This window comes from Streptomyces sp. NPDC032721, from assembly GCF_055579625.1.
The window spans coordinates 90,259-103,718 of record NZ_JBVIMX010000011.1 but is presented as its reverse complement, the minus strand read 5'-3'; the positions used below and the strand labels follow the sequence as shown (position 1 = coordinate 103,718).

Annotated in this window: 11 protein-coding genes; all 11 read right to left on the bottom strand. The window is 70.9% G+C overall.

Going from position 1 to position 13,460, the window contains the following annotated elements:
- Nucleotides 1–27: 27 nt before the first annotated feature.
- A complete protein-coding gene (yddG, locus tag ACZ5PB_RS23500) occupies nt 28–1,065 on the bottom strand; it encodes an aromatic amino acid exporter YddG (protein ID WP_468693687.1) in 1,038 nt (345 codons plus the stop codon).
- A gap of 188 nt (nt 1,066–1,253) precedes the next feature.
- Nucleotides 1,254–1,649, bottom strand: a complete 396-nt coding sequence (locus ACZ5PB_RS23495) for a cytidine deaminase (protein ID WP_468693686.1) — start codon at nt 1,647–1,649, stop codon at nt 1,254–1,256.
- Nucleotides 1,646–2,929, bottom strand: coding sequence for an ABC transporter permease (locus ACZ5PB_RS23490; RefSeq protein ID WP_468693685.1), 1,284 nt, complete (start codon nt 2,927–2,929; stop codon nt 1,646–1,648). Before ACZ5PB_RS23490 ends, ACZ5PB_RS23495 begins: the two co-directional genes overlap by 4 nt.
- Nucleotides 2,926–4,044 carry an ABC transporter permease gene (locus ACZ5PB_RS23485; RefSeq protein ID WP_468693684.1) on the bottom strand — a complete coding sequence of 373 codons (1,119 nt, stop codon included), beginning with the start codon at nt 4,042–4,044 and terminating at the stop codon, nt 2,926–2,928. The genes ACZ5PB_RS23490 and ACZ5PB_RS23485 overlap by 4 nt, the downstream gene beginning before the upstream one ends.
- The gene (locus ACZ5PB_RS23480) at nt 4,041–5,741 is read right to left on the bottom strand and encodes an ABC transporter ATP-binding protein (protein WP_468693881.1); all 1,701 of its coding nucleotides are present in this window, start codon (nt 5,739–5,741) and stop codon (nt 4,041–4,043) included. The genes ACZ5PB_RS23485 and ACZ5PB_RS23480 overlap by 4 nt, the downstream gene beginning before the upstream one ends.
- A gap of 248 nt (nt 5,742–5,989) precedes the next feature.
- Entirely contained in the window at nt 5,990–7,036 is a 1,047-nt protein-coding gene (locus ACZ5PB_RS23475) for a BMP family lipoprotein (RefSeq protein WP_468693683.1), read from the bottom strand.
- Nucleotides 7,037–7,335: 299 nt separating this feature from the next.
- Nucleotides 7,336–8,568, bottom strand: coding sequence for an amidohydrolase (locus ACZ5PB_RS23470; RefSeq protein ID WP_468693682.1), 1,233 nt, complete (start codon nt 8,566–8,568; stop codon nt 7,336–7,338).
- Between the two features lie 158 nt (nt 8,569–8,726).
- Nucleotides 8,727–9,830, bottom strand: coding sequence for a hypothetical protein (locus tag ACZ5PB_RS23465; protein WP_468693681.1), 1,104 nt, complete (start codon nt 9,828–9,830; stop codon nt 8,727–8,729).
- 5 nt (nt 9,831–9,835) lie between these two features.
- The gene (locus ACZ5PB_RS23460) at nt 9,836–10,777 is read right to left on the bottom strand and encodes an N-acetylneuraminate synthase family protein (RefSeq protein WP_468693680.1); all 942 of its coding nucleotides are present in this window, start codon (nt 10,775–10,777) and stop codon (nt 9,836–9,838) included.
- Between the two features lie 11 nt (nt 10,778–10,788).
- A complete protein-coding gene (locus tag ACZ5PB_RS23455) occupies nt 10,789–12,096 on the bottom strand; it encodes a cytidylyltransferase domain-containing protein (RefSeq protein ID WP_468693679.1) in 1,308 nt (435 codons plus the stop codon).
- Nucleotides 12,093–13,355, bottom strand: coding sequence for a DUF6716 putative glycosyltransferase (locus tag ACZ5PB_RS23450; protein ID WP_468693880.1), 1,263 nt, complete (start codon nt 13,353–13,355; stop codon nt 12,093–12,095). The genes ACZ5PB_RS23455 and ACZ5PB_RS23450 overlap by 4 nt, the downstream gene beginning before the upstream one ends.
- Nucleotides 13,356–13,460: the final 105 nt, after the last annotated feature.

Genomic DNA, 13,460 nt, shown 5'->3' with positions numbered 1-13,460 from the left:
GGGCCGGGAGCGGCCGGACACAGGCTCTCAGTCGTGGTGGCCGGGCTCGGCCCCTGCGCGGCGGCCGGGCTCGGCCCCTGCGCGGCGGCCGGGCTCGGCCCCTGCGCGGCGGCCGGGCTCGGCCCCTGCGCGGCGCGGCGAGCGCAGGGCGTCCACCGAGGCGATCATGGCGCCCCCGGCGATCAGCACGGTGGCGGCGGCGACGGGCCAGCTCGCGGCAGCCCGCCCGGTCGCGACCAGCAGCACGGTGGACAGCAGCGGCGCGAAGTACGAGAGGGTGCCCAGCAGCCGGATGTCGCCGTGCTTGGTGCCGTGGTCCCAGACGTAGAAGGCGCCGCCCACCGGGCCGAGGCCCAGCACGAGGACGGCGAGCCACTGCCATCCGTCGGGCCGGACCGTGGTTTCGAACAGCAGGTGGCAGACGGCCGCGAGCACGGCGGTGGCCAGGCAGAAGACGGCGACCACGTCCGTGGGGACCTGCGGGTACCGGCGGTTGGCCACCGAGTACGCCGACCACACCAGCGCGCAGACGACGGCTGCCGCGTACCCGAGCAGGAACTCACCGCGCAGCTGCACCCCCTGCCCGCCGGTGACCAGCAGGAAGGTGCCGCCGAGCCCGAGCACCGCGCCCACCGTGTGCCACCAGCGCAGGCGCTCGCCCGGCAGCAGCGCGGAGAACACGACGATCAGCAGCGGCCACAGGTAGGCGATGAGACCGGCGTCGACCGCCGGGGCGTTGCGCAGGGCCAGGAAGTAGAAGAAGTGGTAGCCGAACAGTCCGCCGATCCCGAGCACCCAGGCACCGACGGGCAGTCCGCGCAGGAGTGCCTTGCCTCCGAGGAGGGCCCGGGGCAGCCCGATGACGGCGCCGACCGCGAACGCCATCGCGGTGAGCTGGAACGGCGGTATCCGCCCGGTGAGCGTGGTGAAGAGCGCCAGCGACGCCCACAGCAGGACGGCGACCGCTCCGATCCCGGTCGCCTTCAGCTGCCGTACCGGACGCACCGCTTCGCCGCGGCCTTCCCCCGGGCCTGCGACGCCGCCCTGAGCGTTCCGCGCGTCCACCCGTCCTCCAGTCCGCCGCGTCGGCTCACGGCAAGTCGGCCGCCGACCACCGTAACGACGCCGACGCCACCACAACAGGCCGCGCTTTCGGACAGCCACGGGACCACTACGGGAAACGACGAACGACGTGAACCGTCCGGCCCACCTGGGTGGGGGACGGTTCACGTCGTTCGTCTGTTCTCCGGCTGTCAGCCCAGGTGCTGCGGACCGAAGGCGTCCGGCAGCATCTCGCCGAGGGTGTGTACCCCCGTCGAGGTCTCCAGCAGGAGTTCGGGCCCGCCGAACTCGTACAGCAGCTGGCGGCAGCGCCCGCACGGCATCAGGTTCTGGCCCTGGCCGTCGACGCAGGTGAAGTGCGTCAGGCGGCCGCCGCCGGTGGCGTGGAGTGCGGAGACCAGGCCGCACTCCGCGCACAGCGAGAGGCCGTACGAGGCGTTCTCGACGTTGCAGCCGGAGACGGTGCGGCCGTCGTCGACGAGTGCCGCCGCACCGACCGGGAAGCCCGAGTAGGGGACGTACGCACGGGACATCGCGTCCCGGGCCGCGACCCGCAGCGCTTCCCAGTCGACCGGGGCGGCCGTCACTTGCCCTGCCCCTTGCGGTAGCGCATGCCGTCGGCCTTGGGCATCCGCAGCCGCTGTGCGGACAGGGAGAGGACGAGGAGCGTCACGATGTACGGGGTGGCGCTCACGAACTCGTTGGGCACGGTGTCGGTGCCGAGGTACCAGACCAGCATGCCCGCGGCGATGACCGCGGAGATGGCGGCCGCGATGTACGCCTTCTTGTACGCCTTCCACAGCGCCAGGCCCACCAGGAGGACGACGAGGAGCAGGAGAAGGGCGTGGACGGAGGAGCCGCCGTTGCGGAGCTGGAGCGCGTCGGCGAAGCCGAAGAGGCCCGCGCCCATGGCGAGGCCGCCGGGCCGCCAGTTGCCGAAGATCATCGCCGCGAGGCCGATGTAGCCGCGTCCGCCGGTCTGGCCCTCGTTGTAGATGTGCGAGGTGACCAGGGAGAGGAAGGCGCCGCCGAGGCCGGCCATGCCGCCCGAGACGATCACTGCGATGTACTTGTACTTGTAGACGTTGACGCCGAGCGACTCGGCCGCGATCGGGTTCTCGCCGCAGGAGCGCAGGCGCAGGCCGAACGAGGTCTTCCAGAGCACCCAGAAGGTCAGGGCGAAGAGGAGGACGGCGACGATCGTCAGCAGCGAGACGTTGCTGACCAGGCCGCCGAGGATGCCCGCGACGTCCGAGACGAGGAACCAGTGGTGCTTCTCGATCGAGGAGAGCCAGTCCGAGACCCCGGGCAGGGTCACGGTGGCGATGTCGTCGACCGGCGGGGACTGCTTGGGGCTGCCGCCCTTGGCCGCCGCCTCACCGCTGTTGAACCAGAGCTTCGCGAAGTACGTGGTGACGCCGAGCGCCAGGATGTTGATCGCGATGCCGGAGATGATGTGGTCGACGCCGAAGGTGACGGTGGCGACGGCGTGCAGCAGACCGCCGAACATGCCGCCCACGACACCGGCGAGCACGCCGATCCAGGGGTTGGTCTGCCAGCCTGCCCAGGCACCGAAGAAGGTGCCGAGGATCATCATGCCTTCGAGGCCGATGTTGACGACGCCCGCGCGCTCGGCCCACAGGCCGCCGAGTCCGGCGAGGCCGATCGGGACGGCCATGGAGAGCGCGGCGCCGATCTGTCCGGCCGCGGTGATGTCCTGCGCGCCGGTGATGGCGCGTACCGCCGAGAGCGCGATGAGGGCGCCCGCGACGATCAGCAGGACGACGGGGAGCGAGAGACGGGACTTGCCCGTCTTCTTGCCCCGGGAGGCCTTGGGGGCCGCCGGGGTGGAAGTCGCCGTACTCACGCCGACACCTCCTGCTTCTGGGAGTTGTTGGCCTGGGCGGCGAGCTTCTCGCCCACCTGGCGCTGCTGGCGCTTGAGCCCGTAGCGGCGGACGACTTCGTACGCGATGACGACGCACAGGACGATGACGCCCTGGATGACGCCGACGATCTCCTTGTCGTACCCCTCGAATTCGAGCTTGCCGCTGCCTCGCTCCAGGAAGCCCCAGAGGATGGCGCCGAGTGCGATGCCGACGGGGTGGTTGCGGCCCAGGAGGGCGATGGCGATGCCGGTGAAGCCGATGCCGGTGGGGAAGTCGCCGCCGTACTCGTAGGAGTCGTTGAGCAGGGTCGGCATGCCGACCAGGCCCGCGACGAGGCCGGAGATCACCATCGAGGTGACGACCATCTTCTTGACGTTGACGCCGCTCGCCTCGGCCGCCGACTCGGACTGGCCGACGGTGCGCAGGTCGAAGCCGAAGCGGGTGCGCGACAGGATGTACCAGTACGCGACGCCCGCGATCGCGGCGATCACGATGAAGCCCCAGATGGGGTCGGCGTCCGGCTGGGTCGGGATCGAGAAGAAGTGCGAGGACTCCGGGATCGGCTTGGTGGCGACCTTGGTGCCCGCGCTGTCCAGGTGGCCGAGGCGGCCCTGCTGGAGGAGGTAGCCGATGATCGCGGTGGCGATCATGTTGAGCATGATCGTCGAGACGACCTCGGAGACGCCCCGGGTGACCTTGAGGACACCGGCGATACCGGCCCACATGGCGCCGACGATCATCGCGGTGAGGATGATCAGCGGGATCTGCAGGAAGCCGGGGAGCGTCAGCGCGCCGCCGACGGCGGCGGCGAAGAAGGCCGCCAGGCGGTACTGGCCGTCGACGCCGATGTTGAAGAGGTTCATCCGGAAGCCGATGGCGACCGCGAGACCTGCGAGGTAGTACGTGGTGGCCTTGTTCAGGATGTAGACCTGGCTGTCCGACTTGGTGCCGTAGTCGAACATGATGCCGAAGGCGCTGAACGGCTCCTTGCCGGTGGCGAGCAGCACCACGGCGGTGACCAGGAATGCGGCCACGATCGCGAGCAGCGGGGCCGCGATGCCCAGGAGCAGGCGCTCCTTGTCGAACTTCTTCATCGGTCCTCTCCCCCGTTCCGGGGGTGGGTGTCGGCCGGATCGTTGGCTGCCGGGGCGCCGGGGGCGTCCTGGCGTCCGGCGGCGGGGGCGGCGACGGTGCCGGCGGCGGCGTCCGCCTGGGCCTGCGCCAGTTCCTCGGCGCTTGCCTCCAGGTGGCCGGAGGCCGCGCCGGTCATGGCCGAGCCCAGCTCCTCCGGGGTGACGGTGGCGGGGTCGGCGTCGGCGACCAGGCGGCCCCGGTACATCACCCGCAGGGTGTCCGAGAGGCCGATCAGTTCGTCGAGGTCGGCGGAGATGAGGAGGACCGCCAGTCCTTCGCGGCGGGCCTCGCGGATCTGGTCCCAGATCTGCGCCTGCGCGCCGACGTCCACACCGCGGGTGGGGTGGGCGGCGATGAGCAGCTTGGGCGTGTGGCTCATCTCGCGGCCGACGATCAGCTTCTGCTGGTTGCCGCCGGAGAGGGAGGCCGCGGTGACGTCGATGCCGGGGGTGCGGACGTCGTACTCGCGGACGATGCGCTGGGTGTCGGCGCGGGCGGCCTTGAGGTCGAGGATGCCCTTGCCGCTGTTGGGCTTCTCGGTGACGTGGCCCAGGATGCGGTTCTCCCACAGCGGGGACTCCAGGAGGAGGCCGTGCTTGTGGCGGTCCTCGGGGATGTACCCGATGCCGCCCTCGCGCCGCTTGCGGGTGGGCGTGGCGGAGATGTCGGCGCCGTCGAGGGTGAGCGCTCCGGCGTCCGGGGCGCGCATGCCCATGATGGCCTCGACGAGCTCGGCCTGGCCGTTGCCCTCGACGCCGGCGATGCCCAGGACCTCGCCCTTGTGGATGGTGAAGGCGATGTCGTCGAGCACGGAGCGGACCACGCCGTCCGGGTCGGTGGCGCTCAGGCGCAGGTCCGAGACGGTCAGCATCGGCACGGTGGTGACGGTGGACTCCCGGGTCTCCGGGGAGGGGAGCTCGCTGCCGACCATCAGCTCGGCGAGCTGCTTGGGCGTGGTGTTCGCCGGGTCTGCGGTGCCGACGGTGGTGCCGCGCCGGATGACGGTGATGTCGTCGGCGACGGAGAGGACCTCGCCGAGCTTGTGCGAGATGAAGATGACGGTGAGGCCCTCGGCCTTGAGCTCGCGCAGGTTCGCGAAGAGCGCGTCGACCTCCTGCGGTACGAGCACGGCGGTCGGCTCGTCGAGGATGAGGATGCGGGCGCCCCGGTAGAGGACCTTGAGGATCTCCACGCGCTGGCGGTCGGCGACCCCGAGGTCCTCGACGACGGCGTCCGGGCGGACGTTCAGCCCGTACGCGTCCGAGATCTCCTTGATCTTCGCGCGCGCCCTGTCCCCGATGCCGTACAGCTTCTCCGAGCCGAGCACGACGTTTTCGAGGACCGTGAGGTAGTCCGCGAGCATGAAGTGCTGGTGCACCATGCCGATGCCGCGCACGATGGCGTCGCCGGGGCTGTTGAAGGTGACCTGTTCACCGTTGATGGCGATGGTGCCCTCGTCCGGCTTCTGCATGCCGTAGAGGATCTTCATCAGGGTGGACTTGCCCGCGCCGTTCTCGCCGACGAGGGCGTGCACGGTGCCGCGGCGCACGGTGATGGCGATGTCGTGGTTGGCCACGACACCGGGGAATCGCTTGGTGATGCCGTGCAGTTCTACAGCGGGGCTGTCTGCGGCATGGGGACTGCTGGACGCTTTGATGGCGCACTCTCCTAGGCAGGAGGCGGAGGAGCTGAGGCGGAGGGGCTGGGCCTGGCGGGTGCCGGGGCGGTTCCGGGACGATTCCGGGCGTGTGGCGGAAAGTTACCGCGCGCCGCATGAGCTACGCGCGTAGCTCCGCCAAATTGTGGAACAGCCAGGCCCAAAAGTGAAGCAGCGAGGGCGCAGAAGCGGGGCCCGGAGCGCAGCCGAAGCTGCGTCTACGGGCCCCGTTCACTGCAAGGGGTCGGTCAGAGCGTGGACTTGACCTTGATGGTGCCGGCGGCGATCTTGGCCTTCGCCTCGTCCAGCTTGGCCTGGATGTCCTTGATGTGGTCGCCCGTGGTGGTCAGGGTGACGCCGTTCTCGGCCAGGGAGAAGGTGGTGGTGCCGGTGCGCGGCTTGCCGTCCTTGATGGACTTGGCGAGCTCGAAGACACCGACGTCGACGTTCTTCACGACGGAGGTGAGGATCGACGACTTGTACTTCGACAGCGACGGGTCGAGCGCCTGGTCGGAGTCGACGCCGATCGCCCAGCTGCCCGGCTTGCCCGCGACGGCCTCGATGGCGCCGGCGCCGGAGCCGCCCGCGGCGGTGTAGATGACGTCCATGCCCTTGTCGAGCATGCCCTTGGCGGCCTGCTTGCCCTTGTCGGGGCTGCCGAAGCCGGTGATGTCGGAGCCGGTGCCCAGGTACTGGATCTGCACCTTGGCGGACGGCTTCGTCTCCTTGACGCCCTGCTGGAAGCCGGCGGCGAACTTCTTGATCAGCGGGGTGTCCACCGCGCCGATGAAGCCGACCTCGCCGGACTTGGACTTCAGCGCCGCGGCGACACCCGCGAGGTAGGAGCCCTGCTCCTCGGTGAAGACGATGTTGTTGACGTTCTTCATGTCGGAGATCGAGTCGACCAGACCGAAGGTCACCTTGGGGTGCTTCTTGGCGACCTTGTCGACCGCGTCCTTGTACGCGAAGCCGACGGCGACGACCGGGTTGAAACCGCCCTCGGCGAGGGACGCGAGGCGGGCCTCGCGGTCGGCCGGGGTCTCGCTGGCCTTGGCCGTGAGCTCCTTGGTCTCCGCCCCGAGCTCCTTCTTGGCCTTGTCCAGGCCGCGCGCGGCGGAGTCGTTGAACGAGTTGTCGCCCCGGCCACCGACGTCGTAGGCCATGCCGACCTTGAGCTTGCCGCCCTCACTGGAGGAGCTGGAGCTCCCGGTGGAGGACTCGCCACACGCGGTGGCGGTGAATGCGAGGGCCGCAGAGGCGATGCTCGCAGCAGCGATCTTGGATACCCGGCGCACGGGACGCTCCTTCAACCTGACCGAAGCGCCTCTGAACGGCGCTGGTTTCGCGGCGATCGTAACGCGCGTAGATGTCGCGTAAAGACCTGTTCATCAGTCGTTACCGGATCGACGCGCGTTCGAATCACCAGGGTGTGTCGTACATAAGCAATGTACATACTCACAACGGACATAGCCACCCGTCTTGGAGGAAGCTACAAACGGCAGCAAGGGGGCACCCCCGATGCCTTCCGGTCACCGGGGACGCTCTTCGTCCGGTCTCTCGCTCCCCTACTTCTCCCACATCTCCGCTGGTAGGGCTAGGGTCGTGCGTCCATCAATGCCGCCGCGGTGAACAGTTCGACGCCGACCGTGATCGCGTGCTCGTCCGCGTCGAAGTCGCCCCGGTGCAGGTCGCGCTTGACCGTGTCACCGGGGGTGCGGACGCCCAGGCGGGCCATCGCGCCGGGGACGTGTTCGAGGTACCAGGAGAAGTCCTCGCCGCCCAGGCTCTGTTCGGTGTCCTCGATGGAGTACGGGCCGCGGCGGGCGGCCATCGCGCTCACCAGGAGGTCGACCACGTTGCCGTCGTTCACCACCGGGGGGACGCCGCGGATGTAGTTGATCTGCGACTTGGCGCCGTGCAGGTCGGCGATGTCGGCGACGGCCGCGTGGATCAGGTCGGGGGCGTCGCGCCAGGTCTCCAGGTCCAGGCAGCGGACCGTGCCGGCCAGTTCGGCGTGCATCGGGATCACATTGCAGGCGTGGCCGGACTCGATGCGGCCCCAGGTGATGGAGAGGCCGGTGCGGGCGTCGACCCGGCGGGAGATCACCGCGGGCACCTCGGTGGCCACCTTCGCCACCGCCGTCACGAGGTCGGTCGTGAGGTGCGGGCGGGCCGTGTGGCCGCCGGGCCCGTCAAGGGCGATTTCCAGCCGGTCGCAGGCCGACGTGATCGGTCCCGTACGGAGGCCGATACGTCCCGCGTCGACCTTGGGGTCGCAGTGCACGGCGATCATGCGTCCGACGCCCTTGAGCACCCCGCACTTGATCGCGTCCGCCGCACCGCCCGGCAGGACCTCCTCGGCGGGCTGGAACAGCAGCCGTACCGCACGCGGCAGTTGACCCTTGCTGTGCAGCTCGGCCAGGACCAGTCCGGCACCGAGGACGACGGTGGTGTGCACGTCGTGCCCGCAGGCGTGCGCCCGGTCCGGGACGGTCGAGCGGTACGGCACACCGACCTTGGCGTCCGGAATGGGCAGCGCGTCGATGTCGGCGCGCAGCGCGAGCATCGGCGTCACGCCGTCCCACTCACCGATGTCGCAGACGAGACCGGTGCCGGAGTCGAGCACGCGCGGGGCGAGGCCCGCCTGCTCCAGACGGGCCTTGATCGCGGCGGTGGTGCGGAACTCCTGGTTGCCCAGCTCGGGGTGCATGTGCAAGTCCCGCCGGAATGCGATCAGTTCGGCACGCAGCGCCTCGGGCAGCGTGCCGGGGAGATCGTCTCCGGCGTCGGGACCGGCTTCGGACACGAGGGAGATCAACTGGTTCACCCCGTCAACGGTAGGCCCACTTCACCCCCAACTGCCTACCCATCAACAAAACTTCAGCCCGATAGGCGTAAGAAAAATGACGGAGTGAGGTGTGCCCACGATGTGAGACGGGTAGAAAAGGGGTTTGCTCTGTGCCCCGTGGTTCTTCCACTGGTCCCTTACGTCACCGGCAGCACCCGAAGTTTGCGCACGTCACGGGCGGTTTCCGCCACCCCTGAGAGAAATCCGCGGGCGCGCGGAGAGGCATTGGCCGACAGCCACTCGGGGTCGATGTCGCACACGGCGACCTTCACATCGGTCCCGACGAGCGCCCTGGGGAGCGTGTGTACGACGGTGGACGGGAAGCTCAGGATCGTACGTCCGATGGGACCGCGCCGGGCGATGAGTTCCAGGGGGAGGTCCGGGCGGACGATTTCGAGCCCGGTCTCCACGGCCAGCCGGTGCAGTTTGTCCGCGCTCTCCCGACGGTGTGCGAAGTAGCGGGTGGCTCCGTGGCTGCGGGTGAGCGAGCGGACCGCGCGGAGGTAGTGGTCCGGGTCGACGACGCCCGTCTCCACCAGCGACGTACCGACCAGGTCGGCGGTGCGGGTGAGGCGGGGCGGGCCGAACCTGGCGCGGGTCCAGGCCAGGTCGTTGGCGGTGACGGTGATGCCGGGCAGGGAGTCCGCGAACTCCGCGACGGGCATCGCGGTGAAGAGTTCCACGGTGCGCCGGGGGCCGGGGGCGAGGCGGCGGCGCGCGGAGGTGGTGACGGGGGCGAGCAGCAGCTCGCGCGCCCCCGGCCGGCCGCCGCGCCGGTGCCAGCGCACCAGGCGCTCGCCGCGTGCGAGTTGGCCCGCGAACTCCATGGTGGCCGTGCCGTCGTCGACGACCACCAGTGACGGCGCCCTGACCAGGGTCAGCAGCAGCTGTACGTAGCGGGAGAACGGGTCGCCGATGACGACGCGCTCCGCCCTGCGCAGGGCGCCCGCGAGGCCGCCGACGGTGCGCAGCGGCGCCCCCGCCCCGTCCCTGGCGTCCTCCCAGCGCACCGCGCACCCCTCGTCGCGCGCCAGCTCGGCCATCCGGCGGAGCTGGCCGCGCGACATGGGGTCGGTGGGCGACAGCACCACGACGGTCACTTCCGTCATGTCGTACGTCGCGGTGTGGGCCCACTCCAGCACGTTGAGCAGCTGGACGGGGCTCTCGACGAAGGCGAGGGTGCCGGTGCCGGTGGAGCGGGAGGCGCGTGGGGGGCGGGGGGCTCCGCTGCGGGTGGTCATGGCAGTCAGACCCCCACGGGCTCTGTGTCGGCGGACTGGGCGACCACGCCGGGGACGCGGCGCAGCTTGCGCATCGGCGCGAGCTCCGACTCGTACACCCGCTTCACCCCGTCACCGAGGGACGCCTCGATGGTGCGGATGTCGCGGACGAGGCGGGTGAGGCCGCCGGGCTCGACGGAGGCGGCCTGGTCGGAGCCCCACATGGCGCGGTCGAGGGTGATGTGCCGCTCGACGAAGGCGGCGCCGAGGGCTACGGCGGCCAGGGTGGTCTGGAGGCCGGTCTCGTGGCCGCTGTAGCCGATGGGCACGTTGGGGTACTCGGCCTGGAGGGTGTTGATGACCCGCAGGTTGAGCTCGTCGGCGACGGCCGGGTAGGTCGAAGTGGCGTGGCAGAGGAGGATGTTGGCGCTGCCGAGCACCTCGACGGCGTGCCGGATCTGGGCCGGGGTGGACATGCCGGTGGAGAGGATGACGGTGCGGCCGGTGGCGCGCAGCTCGCGCAGCAGCTCGTCGTCGGTGAGCGAGGCGGAAGCCACCTTGTGGGCGGGGACGTCGAACTTCTCCAGGAAGGCGACGGCCTCGGTGTCCCACGGGGACGCGAACCAGTCGATGCCGCGCTTCTTGCAGTGCGCGTCGATGCTGCGGTACTCGTCCTCGCCGAACTCGACGCGGTGGCGGTAGTCGATGTAGGTCATGCGGCCCCAGGGGGTGTCGCGCTCGATGTCCCACTGGTCGCGCGGGGTGCAGATCTCCGGGGTGCGCTTCTGGAACTTCACGGCGTCACAGCCGGCCTCGGCGGCGGCGTCGATCAGGGCGAGGGCCTTGTCGAGGTCACCGTTGTGGTTGATGCCGATCTCACCGGTGATGTAGACGGGCTGCCCGGGCCCCGCGGTCTTGCCGCCGAGGGTGCGGAGGCGGGCGGTGGTGGCGTTGCCGGTGTTGCTCATGTGGGGCGTCCTTAGAGGGGGTTGGGGGGTGTGGGGGTGCTGAGCGGGGTGTGGAGAGAGGTGTCGGGCGGGGTGTGGAGTCGGGTCGGGGTCTGTGGGTCCGGGGGCTGTGGGGCTGTGGCTTGGAGGGTGGGGCCGAGGAGCCAGGTGGCGATTTCGCGGATGGCTCCGCTGCCGCCCGGGGTGGTGGTCACGGCGCGGGCGGCGGCCCGGACGCTGTCGTGGGCGTTCGCGACGGCGACGGGCCAGCCCGCGAGGGCGAAGCAGGCCAGGTCGTTGACGTCGTTGCCGACGTAGAGGACCCGGGCGGGGTCGACGCCCTGCTCCTCGCACCACTGCTTGAGTGCGAGGTCCTTGCGGTCGATGCCGTGCAGGACCGGGATGCGGAGCTTGTGGGCGCGGGCGGCGACGACCGGGTTGCGCTCGGTGGAGAGCGTGAGCAGTGGCAGCCCGGCCTTCCGGAGGGCCGCGATGCCGAGCCCGTCGCCCCGGTGCACGGCGACGGTCTCGCGTCCGTCGGCGTCGACCAGGACGCGGTCGTCGGTCTGCGTACCGTCGAAGTCCATGACGACGGCGTCGACGTCGGCGCGGGTGGGGTGCGCGGGAGGGTCGAGGAGGGGTGCGAGGGCGCGCGCCCGGTCGAGGTCGCAGGGGTCGTCGACCTCCAGGACGCGGGCGGGGTCGGTGCGGACGAGTGCGGTGCGTCCGAAGAACCGGTGCCCGTGCTCCCGGAACCCGTCGACGCGCAGGGCGTAGGCGGCGCCGGTCTCCAGGAAGTCCTGGGGGCGGTCCTGGCGGCGGGGGCGGGTGGTCTTGTCGTGGTTGACGCCGTACGAGGCGGGGGCGGCGGACGCGGTGTCCGTCGCGTCCGGGGCGCCCGCCTCCCGCCACACGAAGCCGTGGAACGGCGCCACCGTCACCGCCGTGTCCGCGCCCTCCAGGACCGCTCCGGCGACCCCCTCCACGTCCTCGCGGGACAGGAAGGGGCTCGTGCACTGCGCGAACAGCACGACTTCGTACGGGAGTTCGTGGACGCCCTCGCGTGCGTCCAGTGCGTGCAGCACCGCCGCCTCGGTGGTCGCGGTGTCCCCGGCCAGCAGCGCGGGGCGGCGCACCACCTGCGCCCCCGCGGACAGGGCGAGTTCCGCGATGCGGTCGTCGTCGGTCGAGACCACGACCTCGGTGACCTGGCGGGCGGCCAGGCAGGCCCGTACCGCGCGGACCAGCAGGGGCACTCCCCCGACGGCGGCCAGGTTCTTGCCGGGGACGCCCTTGGAGCCGCCCCGGGCGGGGATCACGGCCAGGACTCGGGTACTCATAGCTCTCCCATGCGTCGGATTACGGGGGCCACCCGCTGCACCCCGTGCCGGTAGGCGCCCCTGGCCGCGTCCCGCAGTGCGTCGCGGACGACCCTGCGCATCCCGGTCAGCTGCTCCGGCGGGGCCTCGTCGAGGCGGTGGCGGGCGAGGATGCCGGGGAGGTAGCCGGTGGCCGTCGCGGGGGTGTAGTAGGGGGCGGGGGGCGGGAGTTGGGGCCGGGCGAGCAGGCCGGTGATCCTGTCGCGCACGGCGTCGTACGGGTCGGGTCGCGGCGCCACTCCGTGCCGGTGCAGCCAGCCGGGGTCGGCGGCCGGGCGGTGGCCCGCGTCGAGGCGGTCCCAGGAGGTGAGGCAGCCGGAGCCGAGGAAGTAGTGGTTGCCGAGGGGTTCGCGGACGCCCAGGTCGGTCAGTACGGCCGTCGGGATGCCCCGGTGCATCGACTCCAGCGCGGCGGTGGAGCTGACCGTGACCAGCAGCCCGGTCCGGTCGAGCACCTCGCCCATGTGGCCGTACGCGAGCCGGAAGTTGGGCGGCGGCGCGAGGTCGCGGACGAGCCGCTGGTAGGGCAGCTCCTCGATGTGCGTGGTGTGTTCGCCCGGCTTGCTGCGCAGTTTGAGGACGACCTCGCGGCCGGGGTGCTGCCGGGCGTGGCCGACCAGCCGGCGCAGCAGGTACGCGCGGTCGGCCCGCTTCTCGGGCACGGAGGGCTGCGCCGCGAAGACGACCGCGTCGGCGACGCCGCCGTACGGGGTGCCGCCCAGGAAGGGCAGGGCGGCCTCGGTGACACAGCCGGAGTCGGCACCTACGCCGTCGTACACCTCCCTGAACCTGTCCGCGTCGTACGGGGAGTTGGCGAGCACGAGGTCCGCGCCGTGCCGCAGCAGGAGCCCGTCGGCGAGCTTCTCGTAGACGACTCCGACGTATCCGGTCATCAGGACCGGGCGGCGGGCGGGGTGCGGCCAGAGGCGGGCGAGTCCGTGCAGCAGTGCCTGCACCGAGCCGCCGACCAGGGCGAGGACGATCACGTCGAAGGCGTACGGGTCGGTGCGCACGCGGTCGATGAACTCGGTGCCGGTCACCTCGTGCGGCGCCTCCACCCCACTGGCCACTTCGGTGAGCTGGCGCGCGGTGGGGGTTGCCCGGCCGCGCAGCAGGAAACCGGTGATGGATGCCCCGGGGTCGTCACCGACTGTCCTCCGGGCAGTGAGCGCACCCCATTTCCAACGGGTGTCCGAATCCGCGAGTACGGCAACTCGCAGCGAATTACCGCTTCTTGTTCTGGCTTGCACGACGAGAAAACTAGGGAACGGTTCCGGTTCTCGGCCCAACTCGGCAGCAACAGCGGGTTAACAGCAATCGACAGC

What these genes read in the sequence shown, in the direction of transcription:
- ACZ5PB_RS23485 (WP_468693684.1), bottom strand. Translation starts at nt 4,044, where the DNA reads ATGAAGAAGTTCGACAAGGAGCGCCTGCTCCTGGGCATCGCGGCCCCG.
- ACZ5PB_RS23465 (WP_468693681.1), bottom strand. Translation starts at nt 9,830, where the DNA reads ATGACCACCCGCAGCGGAGCCCCCCGCCCCCCACGCGCCTCCCGCTCC.
- ACZ5PB_RS23460 (WP_468693680.1), bottom strand. Translation starts at nt 10,777, where the DNA reads ATGAGCAACACCGGCAACGCCACCACCGCCCGCCTCCGCACCCTCGGC.
- ACZ5PB_RS23455 (WP_468693679.1), bottom strand. Translation starts at nt 12,096, where the DNA reads ATGAGTACCCGAGTCCTGGCCGTGATCCCCGCCCGGGGCGGCTCCAAG.